The 17,857-nt window shown below is 72.0% G+C and carries 8 protein-coding genes; 4 read left to right on the top strand and 4 right to left on the bottom strand.

Annotation, left to right across the window (positions count from 1 at the left end; genetic code table 11):
• Positions 1–28: 28 nt before the first annotated feature.
• Entirely contained in the window at positions 29–2,632 is a 2,604-nt protein-coding gene (locus ACFY01_RS36910; protein ID WP_390740131.1) for a PA14 domain-containing protein, read from the bottom strand.
• Positions 2,633–2,830: 198 nt separating this feature from the next.
• Between ACFY01_RS36910 and ACFY01_RS36905 the strand changes: the two genes are divergently transcribed.
• A complete protein-coding gene (locus ACFY01_RS36905; RefSeq protein WP_390740130.1) occupies positions 2,831–10,942 on the top strand; it encodes a type I polyketide synthase in 8,112 nt (2,703 codons plus the stop codon).
• An 81-nt stretch (positions 10,943–11,023) separates the two neighbouring features.
• Here ACFY01_RS36905 and ACFY01_RS36900 read toward each other — a convergent pair whose 3' ends face one another.
• The gene (locus ACFY01_RS36900) at positions 11,024–13,216 is read right to left on the bottom strand and encodes an MMPL family transporter (protein WP_390740129.1); all 2,193 of its coding nucleotides are present in this window, start codon (positions 13,214–13,216) and stop codon (positions 11,024–11,026) included.
• Between the two features lie 249 nt (positions 13,217–13,465).
• Here ACFY01_RS36900 and ACFY01_RS36895 point away from each other — a divergent pair, with 249 nt between their 5' ends.
• Complete coding sequence (locus ACFY01_RS36895) at positions 13,466–13,801, top strand: hypothetical protein (RefSeq protein WP_390740128.1); 336 nt, start codon at positions 13,466–13,468, stop codon at positions 13,799–13,801.
• 10 nt (positions 13,802–13,811) lie between these two features.
• Here ACFY01_RS36895 and ACFY01_RS36890 read toward each other — a convergent pair whose 3' ends face one another.
• Positions 13,812–14,465: a maleylpyruvate isomerase N-terminal domain-containing protein gene (locus tag ACFY01_RS36890; RefSeq protein WP_390740127.1), complete on the bottom strand. Its 654-nt coding sequence runs from the start codon at positions 14,463–14,465 to the stop codon at positions 13,812–13,814.
• A 158-nt stretch (positions 14,466–14,623) separates the two neighbouring features.
• On the opposite strand from ACFY01_RS36890, the gene ACFY01_RS36885 reads away from it, so the two are divergent.
• The gene (locus ACFY01_RS36885; RefSeq protein WP_390740126.1) at positions 14,624–15,469 is read left to right on the top strand and encodes an intradiol ring-cleavage dioxygenase; all 846 of its coding nucleotides are present in this window, start codon (positions 14,624–14,626) and stop codon (positions 15,467–15,469) included.
• 84 nt (positions 15,470–15,553) lie between these two features.
• On the opposite strand, the gene ACFY01_RS36880 is transcribed toward ACFY01_RS36885, so the two are convergent.
• Positions 15,554–16,474, bottom strand: coding sequence for a hypothetical protein (locus ACFY01_RS36880; protein ID WP_390740125.1), 921 nt, complete (start codon positions 16,472–16,474; stop codon positions 15,554–15,556).
• A gap of 632 nt (positions 16,475–17,106) precedes the next feature.
• On the opposite strand from ACFY01_RS36880, the gene ACFY01_RS36875 reads away from it, so the two are divergent.
• Complete coding sequence (locus tag ACFY01_RS36875; RefSeq protein WP_390740124.1) at positions 17,107–17,787, top strand: response regulator transcription factor; 681 nt, start codon at positions 17,107–17,109, stop codon at positions 17,785–17,787.
• The last annotated feature ends 70 nt before the right edge of the window (positions 17,788–17,857 follow it).

Genomic DNA, 17,857 nt, shown 5'->3' with positions numbered 1-17,857 from the left:
CGGACCGGGCCGCGGAGCGTCGCCGAAGTCAGGCGCAGCCCGCCGGAACCGCCCGTGACGCGTCGTCGATCAGCGCGTCCTGGGCGGCCTTCAGCCGCGCGACGTCGGGCTTGGTCACCTTTCGGTCGTACGTCGTCAGGCCGTTCAGCTCGCCCTCGACGTCCGTGATCTGGGTGTACACCGCGCCGTTGCCGCCCCGGCAGGCCAGCGCGTGCACCTCACTCAGCTTCTTCAGGTAGTCGTCGGTGTAGGTGGTGGGGTCGACGTCGACGTACGACTGCTGCACCGACCAGGCGTGGCCCGGTACCGCGAGGCCGAGACCGCCGTACTCGCCGCTGACCAGGGCCCGTCGGCCGTCCGGATGCGGTGGCAGGGCCGGGCTCGGATAGCCGTGCTCGTCCATGATGTCGCCGGCTCCGCCGTCGGCCCCGAGGTTGAGGCCGGACATGTTGTTCACCAGGCGGGTCGGATCCCAGGACTTGGCCTGGGTCGCGACGCGGCCGATGTCGTACTGGCCCCAGCCCTCGTTGAAGACGACCCACATGACGACCGCGGGGCTGCTGATGTGCTCGTCGATCATCTGCTTCATCTCGCGCTCGTACTCGGCGCGGGCGGCGGTGGACGGGTTCACCCCCGCCGTCATCGCCGGCATGTCCTGCCACACCAGCAGGCCGAGCCGGTCGGCCCAGTAGAACCAGCGGTCGGGTTCGACCTTGATGTGTTTGCGGACCGCGTTGAAGCCCATCTTCTTGTGCATCTTCAGGTCGTACGCGAGAGCCGTGTCACTGGGTGCGGTGTACAGGCCGTCGGGCCAGAATCCCTGGTCGAGGGTGGCCATCATGAAGACCGGCTTGCCGTTGAGGACCGTGCGGGGGACGCCGTCCACCTTCTGCACCGCGATGGAGCGCATGCCGAAGTAGCTGCCGACGCGGTCGGCGCCGACGTTCACCTTCAGGTCGTACAGGAACGGGTCGTCCGGTGACCAGAGGCGGGCGTGCGGGATGGTGAGGACCAGGGGTTCGCCGGTGCGGCCGGTGGCCGTGGCGACGCGGCGCTTGCCGTCGTACGCGGTAGCGGTGATCCGGATGCCGTCGCGCACGCCCTGCGGTTCGACGGTGAGGGTGCCGCTGCCGACGTCCGGGGTCAGCTTCAGCTGGTCCACGTGGTCGGCGGCGACGGGTTCCATCCACACCGTCTGCCAGATGCCGGAGGTCGGGGTGTACCAGATGCCGCTCGGGTCCAGGCGCTGCTTGCCGATGGGCGGGTTCTCGCCGTTCGCGGCGTCCGTCGGGTCGTGGACGCCGACGATCAGTTCCTGGGTGCGGCCGGGCCTGAGCGCGTCGGTGATGTCGGCGCTGAACTTGTCGTAGCCGCCCTTGTGTTCGGCGACCTTGGTGCCGTTGACGTAGACCTCGGCCTGCCAGTCGACGGCGCCGAAGTTCAGCTTCAGGCGCCGGTGGTCCCCGATCTTCCAGCCGGCGGGGACGGTGAAGGTGCGGCGGTACCACATGCGGTCCTCGTGCCGTTCGATGCCCGAGAGCTGGGACTCGACGGGGTACGGGACGAGGATCCGCTCGCCCAGGGTGCGGCCCACGGGCGGCTGTTCGCCCGCCTCGGCCGCGGCGAACTGCCAGCTGCCGTTGAGGTTGCGCCAGGCGTCCCGGGTGAGCTGGGGCCTCGGGTACTCGCGGTGGGCGTTGGCCGGGGTGACGTCGTCGGCCCACTTGGTGCGCAGCTCGTAGGTGGAGTGGTTGGCGCCGCTGCTCCAGAAGGCGTTGACAACGTTGCCGTAGTTGTCCGTCAGGCCGCCCTGCCCGTCGTAGCGGACGTCCGCCAGGCCGGGCGCGGTGCCGGTCTTGTTGCCGACGACGGGTTCCTTCAACGGGACGAGGAGGGACTTGGGGTCGGCGGGGTTCCGGCGGGCTCTGCCCAGCGGCCAGGCGGCGCCGCCGATGACGGCGTCGAGGTGGTCGGTGAGTTGGGCGCCGGGCTGTGCGAGGGGCTGCGCGAAGTCCAGTCGGAGCGTGCGGCCGTCCCCGAGGACGGTGGTGGCGATGGCGCCGTTGTAGGCGTATCCCTCAGGCAGCAGGAACGCCGACTGCGGTACGGCGGTCTTGGTGCCGCCTGGCGGCGTCCAGCGCAGGTGGAGGTTGGAGCCGCCGTAGTGCTCGAAGTACTCGACCTTGATGTCGTAGGCCTTCCCGGCGGTCAACTCGACCGGATCACCGCTCTGTTCGCGGTCCCAGTCGTCGACCCAGTGGTCGATGACGAGCTTGCCGCCGACCCAGAGGCGGAATCCGTTGTCGCCGGTGATCGAGAAGGTGGTGGCGCCGGTCTTCTCCGGCACGATGCGGCCGGTCCAGCGGACACTGACGTCGTCGGACTGCCCGGTGGCGGCGTCCAGACGGGACTCCAGCGAGCCGAAGTCGAGTTGCGGGTCGAATCCGGTGGCCTTGAGCTGGGCGAAGTCGAAGGCCCCGGGGGCGGACTGGGTGTAGTACTCGCCCTTGAGGCCGTGAACCTGGACGGGGTCTTCCGCGGCCGTCGCGGCCGGTGTCGCGGCCAGTCCGGCGACGCCGAGTGCGGCCGCGATCAGCAGGGACAGGTGGTGTCTGAGCGATCTGATGCGCACGGTCCTCCTTGACTGAGGAGAGGTGGCGGCTCACCGCTTCGGCTGTCGCGACGTCCTCTTACAACGCTGGAAGCGGTGGTCGTTGGCATCAGAGCATGGCTCCCGGCCGCTGTCCAGGATCATGACAACGGTCGGCCTTCGGCCGGCAGCGGCATGGCACCGTCAACTCCCCTTGCCCATAAGGAAGAATGCGACCACGTGACGGCACGCACAGACCTCATCAGGCCGCTTCCGGAACTGCTTCGGGAGAACGCCCGGCGCTTCGGCGACAAGACCGCGTTCCAGGACTCCCGTACCGGCGTGACGTACACGGAGTTGGAGCTCAGGACGGGACGGCTGGCGGGTCATCTGGCCGGACTCGGGCTGCGGCACGGCGAGCGCGCCGCGGTCCTGCTCGGCAATCGCGTCGAGGTGGTCGAGAGCCTCCTCGCCGTCCTGCGGGCGGGTGCGGTGGGCGTGCCGATCGATCCCCGGAGCTCCGACGGGGAGCTGGCGCACATGCTGGACGACAGCGCCGCCCGGGTGGTCTTCGCCGACCGGGATCAGTCGGTCCGGCTGCGGCACCTGCTGGCCGAGCGCCCCTGGGTGACCGTCGTGCCGGTGGACGGCACCGGAACGGACCGCTCGGCCGGCCACTCGACCGGCTGCTCGGCCGGGTACGAGGAATTGGCCGCCACCGAGCCTCGCGAACCCGCGCCGGACGACCTCGGACTCGACGAGGTGGCCTGGCTGCTCTACACCAGCGGGTCGACCGGCACGCCGAAGGGTGTGCTGTCGACCCAGCGCAGCCGTCTGTGGTCGGTCGCCTCGGGCATCGTCGGCGTCCTCGGGCTGTCGGCCGACGACCGTCTGCTGTGGCCGCTTCCCCTCCATCACGCCATGAGCCAGCTGATGTGCGTCATCGGGGTGACCGCGACCGGAGCGGGCGCACGGATCCTGCCGCGGTTCTCGGTGGCCGACGTGCTCGGCGAGCTGCGGCGCACGGACGATCCGTGCACGCTGCTCGCCGGTGTGCCGACGACGTACGCCAAACTCCTCGACGCCGTCCGCGGCGAGGGACTGAGGGCGCCCGCGCTGCGTGGCTGCGTCAGCGGGGGTGCCGCGGTCACGCCCGCTTTCCAGCGGTCCTTCGAGGAGATATGCCGCGTCCCGTTCCTGGAGCACTACGGCGCCACCGAGACGGGGCCCGCCACCATGACGGCGCCGGGCGCCCACCGTACGCCCGGCTCGTGCGGCCGTGTGGTGCCGGGCCTGAGGGCCCGGGTCGGGGGCGGCAGCGACGGGGAGCCCACCGGCGAGGGCGAGTTGTGGATCAGCGGCCCCGGTGTCATGGCCGGCTATCACAACCGGCCCGAGGACACCGCCGAGGTGCTGCGCGACGGGTGGTACCGCACCGGTGACCTCGCCCGGATCGACGCCTCCGGCGAGATCACCATCACGGGCCGGGTCAGCGAGCTGATCATCCGGGGCGGGGAGAACATCCACCCGTCCGAGGTGGAGGCGGCTCTGCTGGACCTGCCGGAGATCGCGGACGCCGCGGTGACCGGCCGCCCCCACGAGGTGCTCGGTGAGGTTCCGGTCGCCTACGTGGTCCCCGAGCGGGCCGGCGGGCTCGACCGGAGACGGATCCTCGCCGCCTGCCGTGCGCGTCTGGCCCCGTACAAGGTCCCCGCCGACCTGTACGAGGTGGCCGCCGTCCCGCGCACGGCCTCGGGAAAACCCAAGCGGTACGCGCTCGCCGACGGGCCCGCGCGGCTGCTGGAGGCGGAGACCGCCCCGTGGTCCGGGCCCACGGCGGCGGATCTGCTGGCTCTGGTCCGCGCGGAGGCCGCCGCCGTGCTCGGCTGCGGTGCCGACGAGGTGGAGCCGGGGACCGCGTTCCGGGATCTGGGCCTGGACTCGTTGTCGTCGACGGTGCTGCGCGGGCGGCTGTCGGCGGCGACCGGCCTCACCCTGTCCGAAGCGGTCGCCTTCGACTTTCCGACCGCGGCCGAGCTGGCCGCTCATCTCCGGGCCAGGCTGACCGGGGAGTCGACGGACACCGCGCGCACGAGCCCCGGAGAGGCCGACGGCGCCGACGACCCCGTCGTGATCGTCGGGATGGCGTGCCGCTTCCCCGGTGGCGTGGAGTCCCCCGAGGAGTTGTGGCGGCTGGTCGCCGACGGCGTCGACGCCATCACCCCGTTCCCCGCCGACCGGGGCTGGGACCTGGAGGGGCTGTTCGACCCGGATCCGGGGCGGGCCGGCCGGACGTACGTGCGTGAAGGCGGCTTCCTGACCGGTGTGGACCGCTTCGACCCCGGGTTCTTCGGTATCTCGCCCCGTGAGGCGCTGGCGATGGACCCACAGCACCGGCTGCTGCTGGAGGTCGCCTGGGAGGCCTTCGAGCGGGCCGGGATCGATCCGGCCACGCTGCGCGGAACGGCGACGGGTGTGTACGCCGGGGTCATGTACAGCGATTACGCGGGCCGTCTCGCGGCCGCGCCGGAGCACATCGAGGGGTACCTGGGCATCGGCAACGCGGGAAGCGTCGCCTCCGGTCGTATCGCCTACACCTTCGGTCTCGAAGGGCCCGCCATCACGGTCGACACCGCGTGCTCGTCGTCGTTGGTCGCCCTGCACCTGGCGGCCCAGGCGCTCAGGAGGGGCGAGTGCTCCCTCGCCCTCGTCGGGGGCGTCACGGTGATGTCGGGGCCCGGTTCCTTCGTCGAGTTCAGCAGACAGCGTGCGCTGGCTCCCGACGGCCGCTGCAAGGCGTTCGGTGCGGCGGCCGACGGCACCGCGTGGGGCGAGGGCGCCGGCATGCTGCTGGTGACCCGGCTGTCGGAGGCGCGGCGTGCGGGTCATCCGGTGCTCGCCGTGGTGCGCGGCTCGGCCGTCAACCAGGACGGTGCGAGCAACGGCCTGACGGCCCCGCACGGGCCGGCCCAGCAGCGGGTGATCCGGCAGGCGCTGGCCGACGCGCGACTGCGGCCCGAGGACATCGACGCGGTCGAGGCGCACGGCACCGGCACCCGGCTGGGCGACGTCATCGAGGCGGAGGCCTTCCTCGCCGCCTACGGGCAGGACGGACGCCGGGAGCGCCCGCTGTTGCTGGGCTCCGTCAAGTCCAACATCGGTCACACGCAGGCCGCCGCGGGCATGGCGAGCGTGATGAAGACGGTCCAGGCGATGGCACACGGTGAGCTGCCCCGCACCCTGCACGCCGACGAGCCGACACCGAGGGTGGACTGGTCGTCGGGGGCGGTGTCGCTGCTGACCCGGCCGGTGCCGTGGCCCCGGACCGGCCGGCCGCGCCGGGCGGGCGTGTCCTCCTTCGGGATCAGCGGGACGAACGCCCACGTGATACTCGAGCAGGCGCCCGCGCCGGAGCCGTCCGCCGCGGCAGCCCCCGAGGACGGCGCCGCCGCGTCCGTGGCCCCGGCGACGGCCGTGCCGTTCCCGGTGTCGTCCACAAGCGCTGCGGGGCTCCGCGCCCAGGCCGCGCGTCTGCGTGCCGCGGTGGCCGCGCACCCCGGAACGAGCCTGCTGGACACCGGGTTCTCCCTCGCCACGACCCGTGCCGCCTTCGAGCACCGCGCGGTGGTGGTGGCCGGGGACCGCGAGGAACTGCTCGCCTCCCTCACGGCGGTGGCCGAAGGGCGGCAGCATCCGGGAGTGATCACCGGCGGACCCGGTCAGAAGGGTCCTGTCGTCTTCCTGTTCACCGGTCAGGGCAGCCAACGCGCCGGTATGGGGCGGGAACTGTACGACACCCACCCTGCCTACGCCCGTTCCTTCGACGAGACGTGCGCGCTGTTGGACCCGCTCCTGCCCCGGCCGCTGCGAGACGTGGTGTTCGCACCGGACGGCACGCAGGCGGGCGCCTGCCTGCACACGACCCGGTTCGCGCAGCCGGCGCTCTTCGCCCTGGAAGTCGCTCTGTTCCGGCTGCTGGAGTCCTGGGGCGTGCGTCCCGGCATGGTCGCGGGGCACTCAGTCGGCGAGGTGGCGGCGGCGCACGTCGCGGGGGTGCTGACGCTCCAGGACGCCTGCGCCTTGGTGGCGGCACGGGGCAGGCTGATGGGAGCGCTGCCCGCCGGAGGGGCCATGGTCGCCGTGCGGGCCGGCGAGAGCGAGATGGCCGAGTCTCTCGCGTTTCTCGAGTTTCACGCCGGCGGGAAGCAGGAGGTGGACATCGCGGCCGTCAACGGCCCCTCCTCCGTGGTCGTCTCGGGGGACGAGGCGGCCGTGCTGGACGTCGCCGCGCACTGGCGGGCACGAGGCCGCGAGGTGTCACGGCTGCGGGTGAGCCACGCGTTCCACTCCCCGCACATGGAGCCCATGCTCGCCGACTTCGCCGAGGTGGCCCGGGGACTCACCTACTCCTCTCCGCGCCTGCCCCTCGTGACCGCCGTGGCCGGCCGTGCCGCCACGGACGAGGAGGTGAGCTCGCCGGAGCACTGGGTGGATCACGTACGACGCCCGGTCCGCTTCGCCGACTCGATGCGCCACCTGTGGGAACGCGGCGCGGCACGGTACGTGGAACTCGGCCCCGACGGTGTGCTGTCGGCCTTGGCGCAGGACTGTCTCCCCGACACCCCGGCACCCCTGGTCGTCCCCACCCTGCGCGGCCCCCGTCCCGAGGCGGAGACGCTGCTCACCACGGTGGCCGCGCTGCACGCCCACGGCGTGGGCGTCGACTGGCGGGAGGTGTTCGCCGGACGCGGCGCACGGCGGACGACGCTGCCCACGTACGCGTTCCAGCGCGGGCGGTACTGGCTGGACGCCGACCGGCGAGCGCACCCCGCGACGTCACCGGGCGCCGGACTCCATCCGTTCCTGTCGTCCGCCACCTCCACGGCGGACGACGACGGCCTGCTGCTGAGCGGACGGCTCTCGCTGCGCGACCAGCCCTGGCTGGCCGACCACGCGGTGCTGGGCACGGTGCTCCTGCCCGCGACGGCGTTCGTCGAGATGGCCCTGCACGCCGGGGGCCTGGTGGGAGCCGAGGTCCTGGACGAGCTGACCCTCACGGCACCGCTGCCGTTGCCCACCACCGAAACCGTCGAGTTGCAGGTGAAGGTGTCGGGCCCGGACGGTGACGGGCGGCGGGCCGTGGTCTTCCACTCGCGCCCCCACGCGCCCGCGTCCCAGGGGCCGTGGCGCCGCCACGCCTCCGGTTTCCTGGCGGGTGAAGTGCTTTCGGAACCGCCTGGGGCCGACGGGTCCGCCGCTCCGTCCGTGCTGCCCGACTGGCCTCCGGCAGGCGCCGTACCGCTGCCGCTCGACGGCGGCCCCGGACAGGACGGACACGGCGACGGCTACGGCGACGGCGGCTTCTACGAGCGTCTCGCGCGCGGCGGGCTGCGCTACGGCCCGGTGTTCCAGGGGCTGCGGACCGCCTGGCGCCTCGGCGACGAGGTCCTCGCGGAGGTCGTGCTGCCGGAGGAGGGGGACGCCGACGCCAGCCGGTTCGCCGTGCATCCGGCCCTGCTGGACGCGGCGCTGCACACCATGATGCTCGGCAGGACCGCGCCCGACGACGCCGCCGGCCGGGCCGTGTCGCTGCCGTTCGCCTGGAGCGGTGTGCGCGTGCACGCCTCCGGTGCCCGCCGGCTGCGGGTGCGTATGTCACCCGGGGCGGCGAACCGGGCGGTACTGGAGCTGAGCGACGACACCGGGAGGCCCTTCGCCACGGTCCGTTCCCTGGCTCTGCGGCCGCTTCCGCGCGAACAGGTGAGCACCGCCGGCGCGCACGGAGACTCCCTGTTCCGGGTCGACTGGACACGGCCGGCGGACTCCTCCGCCGCCGCACCGCTCGCACCGTCCGCATGGGGTGTGCTCGGCGAGGCCGAGCCACGGCTGCTCGACGCGCTCGTCCCCTCCGGCGTCACGACGACACGGTACGCGGACCTGGCCGAGGCGGGCGTGGCCGCACCGGCCGTCGTCCTCGCCCCGTGTCCGCCCTTCGCCGAGGTCGCGGACGGCGCCGACCCCGCCTCTGCCGCACACCGTACGGCTGCCTGGGCGCTGCGACTCGTGCAGGACTGGCTCGCCGAGGACCGGCTCACGGGCTCGCGCCTGATCGTCGTCACCTCGGGGGCGGTCGGCATCGAGGACGCCGAACGGCCGCATGCGGACATCTCCGCCGTCGCCCACGCGCCGGTGTGGGGGCTGCTCCGCTCGGCGCAGACGGAGAACCCGGGCCGCTTCGCACTCGTCGACGTGGACGAACACGCCCTCTCCCTGCGGGCGTTGGCGCAGGTGGTGGCGGGCATGGAGCCGCAGACGGCCGTGCGCCGGGGAATCGCGTACGTTCCGAGGCTGATCCGCGCCGCCGGTGCGGTGACCGGTGCGGGCCACGGCCGTCGGCTGGACCCCGACGGCACCGTACTGATCACCGGGGGCTCCGGCTCGCTGGCCAGGGCGCTCGCGCGCCACCTCGTCGTCGGGCACGGTGTGCGGCATCTGCTGCTCGCGGGACGGCGCGGCGCCGAGGCTCCGGGAACCCCCGAGCTCCGTGCCGAACTCACCGGACTGGGCGCCCGGGTGACGGTGGCGGCGTGCGACGTCGCCGACCGCGCCGCGCTCGCCGCTCTGCTGGCCGGTGTGCCTCGGGCGCACCCGCTGACCGGCGTGGTGCACACCGCGGGCGTCCTGGACGACGGGGTGATCCCCGCGCTCACCCCGGACCGGCTGGCCCGCGTGCTGCGGCCCAAGGTGGACGCGGCCCTCGCCCTGCACGAGCTGACCAGGGACCAGGACCTGGCGGTCTTCGCCCTGTTCTCCTCGGTGGCCGGCGTGTTCGGCTCGGCCGGCCAGGGCAACTACGCGGCGGCGAACTCCGCCCTGGACGCCCTGGCACAGCACCGCAGGAGCCTCGGCCTCGCCGGCACGTCTCTCGCGTGGGGGCCCTGGCAGCAGCGCGACGGCATGACCGCCCGTCTGAGCAGCGTGGACCTGCGCCGGATGGCCCGGTCCGGCTTCGTCCCGCTGAGCACCGAGGAGGGCCTCACGCTCTTCGACACCGCCGTCGACAGCCGCGAGGCGGTACTCGTGGCAGCCCGGCTGGACCCTGCGTCCTCCGGCGCCGCGGGCAGGGCGGGTGCCCCTCTGTCGCGCGTACCGGGCCGCGAGTACGCCCGCCGGGACCCCGCGGCGCCCGCCGCACCCGATGGTCGTGGTTCGCTGCACCGGCGGCTGGCCGCCGCACCCGCGAACGACCACGGGGCCCTGCTGCTGACGGCGGTGCGCACCGAAGCGGCCGGTGTGCTCGGGCACGGCGCGGGGCCGTCCGCGATCGACGCGGACCGTACTCTGACCGAACTGGGCCTCGACTCGCTGGCGGCGGTCGAGTTGCGCAACCGCCTGGAGACAGTGACGGAACTGTCCCTGCCGTCCACCCTGTTGTTCGACTTCCCCACGCCTCGTGCGGTCGCAGCCCACCTCCAGGAACGGTGGGCCCAGGCGCACTCGGCGGCGGCAGGCGTGCCGCGGGAGACGCCGGCGGAGAACGGCAACCCCTCCGACTCCCTGTCCGCGCTCTTCCGTGCCGCGTGCGCCGCCGGCCGGACGTGGGACGGCATGGCACTGCTGACGGTCGCCTCCCGCTTGCGGAGGGCCTTCGACAGCGCCGAGGCCCTCGGGACACCGCCCACGGCCGTCACGCTCTCGGCCGAGGGCACCGGGCCCCGGCTGATCTGTTTCCCGGCACTCAGCGCGCTCTCCGGACCGCACGAGTACGCACGCTTCGGCCGGGAGCTCCAGGGACTGCGGCCGGTCTCGGTACTGCCGCACCCGGGCTTCCTGCCGCGCGAACCGCTGCCGGCCACGCTGGACGCCTTCGTGGCCGCACAGGCCGCCGCTGTTCTCGCCTGCGCGGACGGCGAGCGGTTCGCCCTGCTGGGCCGCTCGGCCGGCGGCTGGGTGGCGCACGCGGTGGCCGAACACCTGGAACGCGCGGGTGCCGGCCCGGCCGCCGTCGTCCTCATCGACACCTATCCGTCCGGCAGCGACGACGGGCCCGCTCTCACCGCGATGACAGTCGGAATGATCGACAGGGCGGCACAGTTCGCCTCGGCCGACCCCGACCGGCTCACCGCGATGGCCGGCTACATGGAGCTCTGCGCCGGCTGGACACCGGCCGCCGTGTCGGCTCCCACGCTCTTCGTCCGGGCGGGGGACGAGCTGCCCGGCACCGAACCACCCTCGCCGTGGGGCCTGCCGCACACCGAAGTCACCGTGCCCGGTGACCATTTCACCGTCCTGGAGGACCACGCCGCCACGACCGCCGTCGCCGTCCACGACTGGCTCGGCGCACAGTCCTGACCTTCCACGCACAGCGGGCGCCCGTGGTCCCGTGTGGGACCGCGGGCGCCCGCGATTCCGGCAGGCGCGCCGGTGACGTTCCTAGCCGCGGCGCACCGACGGATCGTGGGCGGCCTGGTCCCGGTCCTCGTCGGAATCGCGTCCGGACCCGATGGATCCGGAGGCCGCGCCGGCGGCCCCTTCCTCCGCGCGGTCCCCGTGCCCCGGCCACCACGCCGCGTGGCCGATGAGCGCGGTGAGGCTCGGAGTGAAGAACATCGCCATGACGAAGGCGGCGACCGCGATGCCGAAGGAGACGGCGAAACCCATCTCCGTGAGCAGCGAGTTGCCCGCCAGCATCATCGTGGCGAAGGTCGCCGCCAGGATGAAGCCGGCCGCGGCCACGGTCGGCCCGGCGTGCCTGAGCGCCATGCCGGCCGCCTCACGTGGTTCGCGGCCTTCCCGTGCCTCCTCGCGGAGCCGGGCGATCATGAGGATGTTGTAGTCGGTGCCGATGGCGACCACGAACAGATACATGATCACCGGGAGCATGAACATCAGACCCGAGTGTCCCTGTCCCTCCTGGAAGATCCACACGGTGGCACCGAGGGTGGCGCCGAAGCCGAGACCCACGGAGGCGATCAGGTACCAGGGGGCGACCACACTGCGCAGCAGCAGACCCAGGATGACCATGATGAGGAGGGCGGCCACGGGGAAGACCGTCCGGTAGTCGTGGTTGACCGCGGTGTCGATGTCCTTGTAGATCGAGGACATTCCGCCGACGACGGCTTCGGTGCCGTCAGGGGCGTCGGAGTGCGCGACGTCGCGCACCCTGCCGACGGCATCGATCGCCTTGTCCGTCGAGGCCTCGTACTTGAGCGTGACGGTGAAGTCCGCCGTGGTGCCTTCCTTGTTGACCTGGGCCATACGGGCGCTCGCGACGCCGTCCACGGCACCGAGTTTCTTCGCGTACGCGTCGAAGGCGGTCTTGTCCAGCGGCTTGCCGTCGGCACTGGACAGGTAGACGTCGGTGGGCGCCGCGGCACCCGCCGAGTACGCCTTCTGCATCTCGTCCTGGACGACCATGGACTCCTTGGTCTTGGGCATGGAACCCGACGCAAGGTCGAACGTGGCGTTGAACCCGAGCGTACCCAGCGAGAGCACGAGCAGGACGAGCCCGGATGCCACGGCGGTCAGCACCGGGCGGCGCTGCACGCCCCGGCCGAGGGCGGCGAAACGGGCGTTGTCCGGCTCCTGCCGCCAGGACTTCGAGGGCCAGAAGACCTTCGGTCCGATGAGCGAGACCACGGCCGGGATCAGGGTCAGGCCCGCGATCAGAGTGACGCCGACCGCGATCGCCAGCGCCGGGCCCATCTGCTTGAGGAAGCCCAGCGTGGACAGGATCAGCGCGAGGAAGGCGATGATGACCGCCCCGGCGGCCGAGGCGATGGCCTCGCCGACCCGGGCGACCGCGTTGATCATGGCCTCCTTGGGCTCGTCCCCGGCGCGCAGGCGTTCGCGGTAACGGAATATCAGGAAGAGGAAGTAGTCCGTACCCACGCCGAAGAGCACGACGATCAGGATCGAGGAGATCGAACTGTTGGCCTGGAGATCGAACAGCTTGGTGGCGTACGCGATCAGCCCGTTGGCGATGGCGGACACCAGGCCGATCAGGATCAGGGGCAGTACGGCCAGGATCGGCGCCCGGAAGATGATCAGCAGGGTCACCAGGATGATGGCGAAGGTGCCGATGCCGATCAGCGCCTGGCCGCGCTTGGACGAGTCCTGCTGGTCGAGGGCCTGCGCGGCGGAGCCGCCGAGCTTGACGTCGAGCTGCGTTCCCTTGGCCAGTTGTTTCACGTCGTCGCGCAGGACCTTGGCCGCGTCGGCCTGTTTGGGCTGGCCGGCGTTCTTGCTGTCCATCTGGACCAGGGTCATGGTGTACCTGCCGTCCTTGGACGGCTGGCCGGGGACGACCTTCTGCACCTGGTCGATGTGCTTCTTGCCCAGCTCGGTGGTGATCCGGGCGACGTCCTTCTGGTCGGCGGCGGTCAGCTTGCCGCCGTCGGTGCGCTGGTACAGCGCGATCGCGGACGGGGTGAAGGCGCTGGGGAACGCCTTCTGCTGGAGATCCGCCGCTTTGATGGATTCGTAACTCTTCGGTAGGAAGCTGCTCTCGTCGCTGTTCGAGGGCAGGCTAGGAGCGGTTGCGACGATCGCAACCGCCGCGATCAGCCATGCAACGATCGTCCAGACAGGATGTCGGACGACAGTGTTGCCAATACGTCGGAACATGCGGGAGGGTCCTCCTGGAACAGGAAGATCACCGCAACCCGGGGAGCGGACCCTGGCATCGGCGACCCCGACCGGCACCCGGCATCGGGCCGGCCGAACGGTTGTCTTGAGCTCCGATCGTAGTGACCGGACGCAAGATCATTCCATCAGGATGCGACATGGCCCTGCCAGAGAATTTCGGACGGACTCACCTCTGAGACTCCTCAAGTCGCTTGGCGCGCGCCGAACTCGGCGGACACGATGATCCACATGACAGGATTCGCGGGACTGAACAAGAAACACGACGTCGTGCTCCTCATCCGGGACGCGGACGTGGTCGCGGCAACCCTGCGTCAGGCGCTGGCCGACGCCTCGCCCGAGGAGCGCCCGGGCCTGGAACGCGCCGCCGCGCTCGTCGAGTCCACCGCCGCCGCGAGCGAGGAGCAGCTGCGCGCCCGCTGGGTCCGCTCCCGGCTGGCCGCCGTCGGCTTCACGGGGGACATCGCTTCGGTCGCGGCGGTGAAAGCGCTGCGCCAGGCGGAGCCGAAGCTGGGCCTGCTGGCGGCGGTGCAGCTACAGAGGTCGGCAGTGGCCCATCCCGAGTGACGGCGGCGTCTCAGCCGAGGGCGAGCGGCAACCTCGCGGCCAGCGGGCCCAGTTCGATGATCTCCGCGGCGGTCGGTGCCCGGCGTCCGGTGCCGACCAGCAGCGCGTCCTCGTCGGAGAACGACCCGGGGAACGCGGACCCGGCGATCTCCTCCAGCATCGCGCGGGAACGGGCCAGGCCCTCGGCGGGCGGCCCCGCGACGTGCGGGAGCTCGGCGATCAGGTCGAGGTGGTGCAGCGTCCATTCCATGACGTACGCGGAGAGGTAGTCGCCCGCGGTGAGGATCTGGTCCTGGGTGCTGACCCGCGCGGTGCGGTCGGCGAGTTCGGCGGCGCGTCCGGCGGCGGAGCCGACGTCGTCGAGGTGGAACTTGAGCAGCCGCGGCTCTTCATAGGCGGCGGCGAGGCGGACGGTCAGCGCGTCGAGCGGGTCGTCACCGGTCGGGGCTTCGACGACGTTCCAGTAGGTCACCGCGTTGACGGTCGCTTCGGCTTCGGAGGGGGTGACGAGGGTGATCAGGACGTCCTGCGCGTCGATGACCAGGTGGCACACGAGGTCGCGTACGAGCCAGCCCGTGCAGCCGGACGGCTGCTCGAAGTCCTCGTCGGGGAGTTCCGCGACCGCCGTGCGCAACGCCGTCCAAGACCGTGAGAAGAGATCCACGGCGGCAAGCTAGCAGCGCCCACCGCCCCGAGCGGCCCACGGACACGCGGAATGCGTCCCAACTTCGCGGACGTAGGCGGCAGTTGGGGCGTATGTCCCCAGCCTGCTCACAGCGCGTCTCTAATACGTTCTTCAGGTGCGTCCCTAGGTTCGTGGCCATGACAGACAACGCCTCCGCAACACCGCACTCCCCCGAACCCGAGCTCTCCGACTCCTCCCAGCCCGCCCGGCATCGACGGGACAAGGGCGTACGGCGACGGCGCGTCCTCATCGGCGGCGGCGGTATCGCCGTAGCCGGTGGACTGACGGCCGCCGGGTTCGCCTCGGCCAGCACCGACACCAGCACCGCGGACACCGGCGCCACCGCCACCGGTTCGGCCTCCGCCGGCGCCTGCACCCTCACCGCCGAGGTCACCGAGGGCCCGTACTCCCTCTCGGGCGCCCTGGTCCGGGAGGACATCCGCGAGGACAAGGAAGGCGTCGAGGTCCAGTACACGTTCACCGTCGTCGACACCGCCAACGACTGTGCCCCGCTGGCGGACGCCCTGGTCGAGATCTGGCACTGCGACTCCCTCGGCGAGTACTCCGGTTTCGTCGGCGGCAACGGCCACACGGAGGACGACAACGGCACCTTCCTCCGGGGCGGCCGGCTGACCGACTCCGACGGGCAGGTGAACATCACCTCCATCTGGCCCGGGCACTACGTCTCCCGCGCCGTCCACGTCCACCTGCGGGTCCACACGGACGTGACGCTCACCGACGACTCGTACACCGGCGGCACGCTCATCCACACCGGGCAGCTGTTCTTCGACCCGGACATCAACACCGAGGTCCAGGCGACGTCACCGTACTCGGACAACACCACCAAGGAGACGGCTCTCGGCGACGACACCGTCTACGACGACGGCGGCGCCTCCTCCGGCCTGCTGACGCTGACCGCACTCGGCGACAGCGTTTCCGACGGCTACAAGGCGACCCTCACCGTCGGCGTGAGCACGTCGTAGCCCCTTTTCCGGGGCGGCCCCCGCGCCGGGCCTTCCCGGCGAGCACGGCGGTGGGGCTCTTCGCCGTCTTGCCGTCGCGTCGGCTCAGTCGTCCCTGCCGGCTCTCTCCCGCGACAGGAACGTCTGGCGTGCCCAGAGGCTGAGCATCACCGTCCCGCCGACCAGCAGCGGCACCGGGTCGCGGGACAGCGGAGCCAGCGCGTACCCCAGCGCCGTGACCGTGCAGACCGTCAGGGGGATGAACGCGGCGGCGCCCTCTATGCCCAGTTGCAGCGTCGGTCGACCGGCGACCAGAACGCTCGCCCCACCGGGCACCCAGGGGCCGGCGGAGAGCAGCAGCAGTCCCATGGTGTCGCAGGCGTCGACCAGGTGCCAGGACATCACCTCGGGACCGTTCGGGCCGAGCGTCCACAGGCGCAGGCTGTCGCCGATCAGCGTCATGGACAGCCCCACCGCCCCCACCCACAAGGTGACCCGCTGGTCGCTGCGTACGAGCCGGCGCAGGGCGAACAGAAAGCTGAGGAACACGACTTCCGCGGCCCACAGGACGCCGACCATGCCCGTCCCCAGCCGCCAGCCGTCACCGGCCTCCCGCAGCAGTACCCACCCCGTCATGAACACCGACCCGGCCGTGACCACCCCGTCGAACAAGCGCCGCAGGAGCACCTGCCGGCCCGCACCGGCATCGGCCGCCACCACCAGACCGGCCATCCCCAGTCCGACCGCCAGCGTCACGCCGGTGACCACCACCGAACTCAGCACGTCCCGCCCCCAGGACTGCGGGTGGACCGACAGCACGTCGACCGCGCCCCGGTACACGCCCCCGGATGCCGCGGAACCCGCGAGCAGCAGCAGGCGTCTTTGGACCAGGCCGCTCGCACCCCAGGCACGGAGCAGCAGAGAGGCCGTCAACACCCAGCAGCCGACGGACGGGCCGTTGCCCACCATCCGTGCCGCCAGACCGCCGACCGCCCACCACCCGCTGACAGCCAGCACCGTTCCCATGAGACACACCACACCGACCGCGCCCCAGGCCTTAGCCCCGGTCCGTCCCTCGAGTGTGTCCGGCGACTTGCCCAACCCCACCATCCGGTGCGCCTTTCAACCGGCCCCCCGCCCGCAGGACCTCCTCTGCGGCCGCCGGATCCACGCAGAGACCGTAAAAGATCTACCAGCGGCGCCGAACCGAAAAGCCCCCTCATTCACTCGTACTGCGTAAACCCTCGTCGCTCAGGGAACCGCGGGGCCGGTGACGTACCGTCCCTGCTCGTCGTACGGCCATACGTTGGGCACGCAGCCGTGGGGTGTCGCTGTCCGTACCCGCTCCACCTCCCTGCCGGGACGGCGCGGGCGTCGGCGTAGGCATCGGCACGGGCGCCGGTCGTGCCCGGGAGAAGTCCAGCCCACGGCCGCGAGACCGGCGGCGCCGAAGAGGGGCAGGGCCGCCAGCCCTCCCCACAGCGGCGTCTTGGGGCCTTGCACGCAGGCGTGCGCGCGGCCGTTGCGACGGCGACGGGAGCGGGCGGGAGTTGTTCGGTGCGCGGTCATGGTTGGGTAACAGCCAGTCGGTGGTCCGCTCATATGATCATCCGGTAACAGAATCCCGGTCTGCCGGAGGTCGTAGGGATACTGAGCGCATGCCACGCGTTCTGCTGATCGAAGACGACCGGGCCGTGCGGGAGGGCGTGGCCCTCGCGCTGCGCCGTCAGGGGCACGAGGTCGCCGCCGCCGACACGGGGGAAGAGGGACTGAAGGTCCTGCGGTCCTTCCGGCCGGACGTCGTGGTGCTGGACCTGATGCTGCCCGGCATGCCCGGCCTGGACGTGTGCCGCGGGATGCGCGCCCTCGACCAGACGCTGCCGATCATCATGGCGACGGCGCGGGGCGACGACGAGGACATCGTCGTCGGACTGGAGGCCGGGGCCGACGACTACGTGGTCAAACCCGTGCAGGCCCGGGTCCTGGAGGCGCGCATCCGCGCCGTGCTGCGCCGGGCGGCAGCGGTACCCGCCGGCGGCGGTCTGCCGAAGCTCGACACCTACGGGGACCTGACCGTCGACCGGGCCGGTTTCTCGGTCACCTTGCGGGGTGCGCCCGTCGCGCTCGCCCCGTCCGAGCTGCGGCTCCTGCTGCTCCTGTCCGCCTCGCCCGGCCAGGTGTTCAGTCGCCAGCAACTCCTTGAAGCGGTCTGGGAACACAGCTACCACGGGGACGCACGCCTGGTGGACGCCTGCGTCAAACGGCTGCGCGCCAAGATGGGCGACCCCCGCTACATCGAGACCGTGCGCGGTTTCGGCTACCGGTTCGCCTCCCTGTGACGCCCTCGCGCAGACCCCGCACACGAAGGCTGCTCGGTGCCCGCGCCAAGGTCCCGCAACTTCGCGGCCT

This window comes from Streptomyces sp. NPDC001480, assembly GCF_042894725.1.
Taxonomy (GTDB): Bacteria; Actinomycetota; Actinomycetes; order Streptomycetales; family Streptomycetaceae; genus Streptomyces.
Note: the sequence above shows the minus strand (reverse complement) of the source record. Positions and strands in the feature narration are given on the sequence as shown.

Bases quoted from the DNA above. Each gene is read 5' to 3' on its own strand.
- ACFY01_RS36900 (WP_390740129.1), bottom strand. From the start codon at position 13,216: ATGTTCCGACGTATTGGCAACACTGTCGTCCGACATCCTGTCTGGACG.
- ACFY01_RS36895 (WP_390740128.1), top strand. From the start codon at position 13,466: ATGACAGGATTCGCGGGACTGAACAAGAAACACGACGTCGTGCTCCTC.
- ACFY01_RS36885 (WP_390740126.1), top strand. From the start codon at position 14,624: ATGACAGACAACGCCTCCGCAACACCGCACTCCCCCGAACCCGAGCTC.
- ACFY01_RS36880 (WP_390740125.1), bottom strand. From the start codon at position 16,474: ATGGGAACGGTGCTGGCTGTCAGCGGGTGGTGGGCGGTCGGCGGTCTG.
- ACFY01_RS36875 (WP_390740124.1), top strand. From the start codon at position 17,107: ATGCCACGCGTTCTGCTGATCGAAGACGACCGGGCCGTGCGGGAGGGC.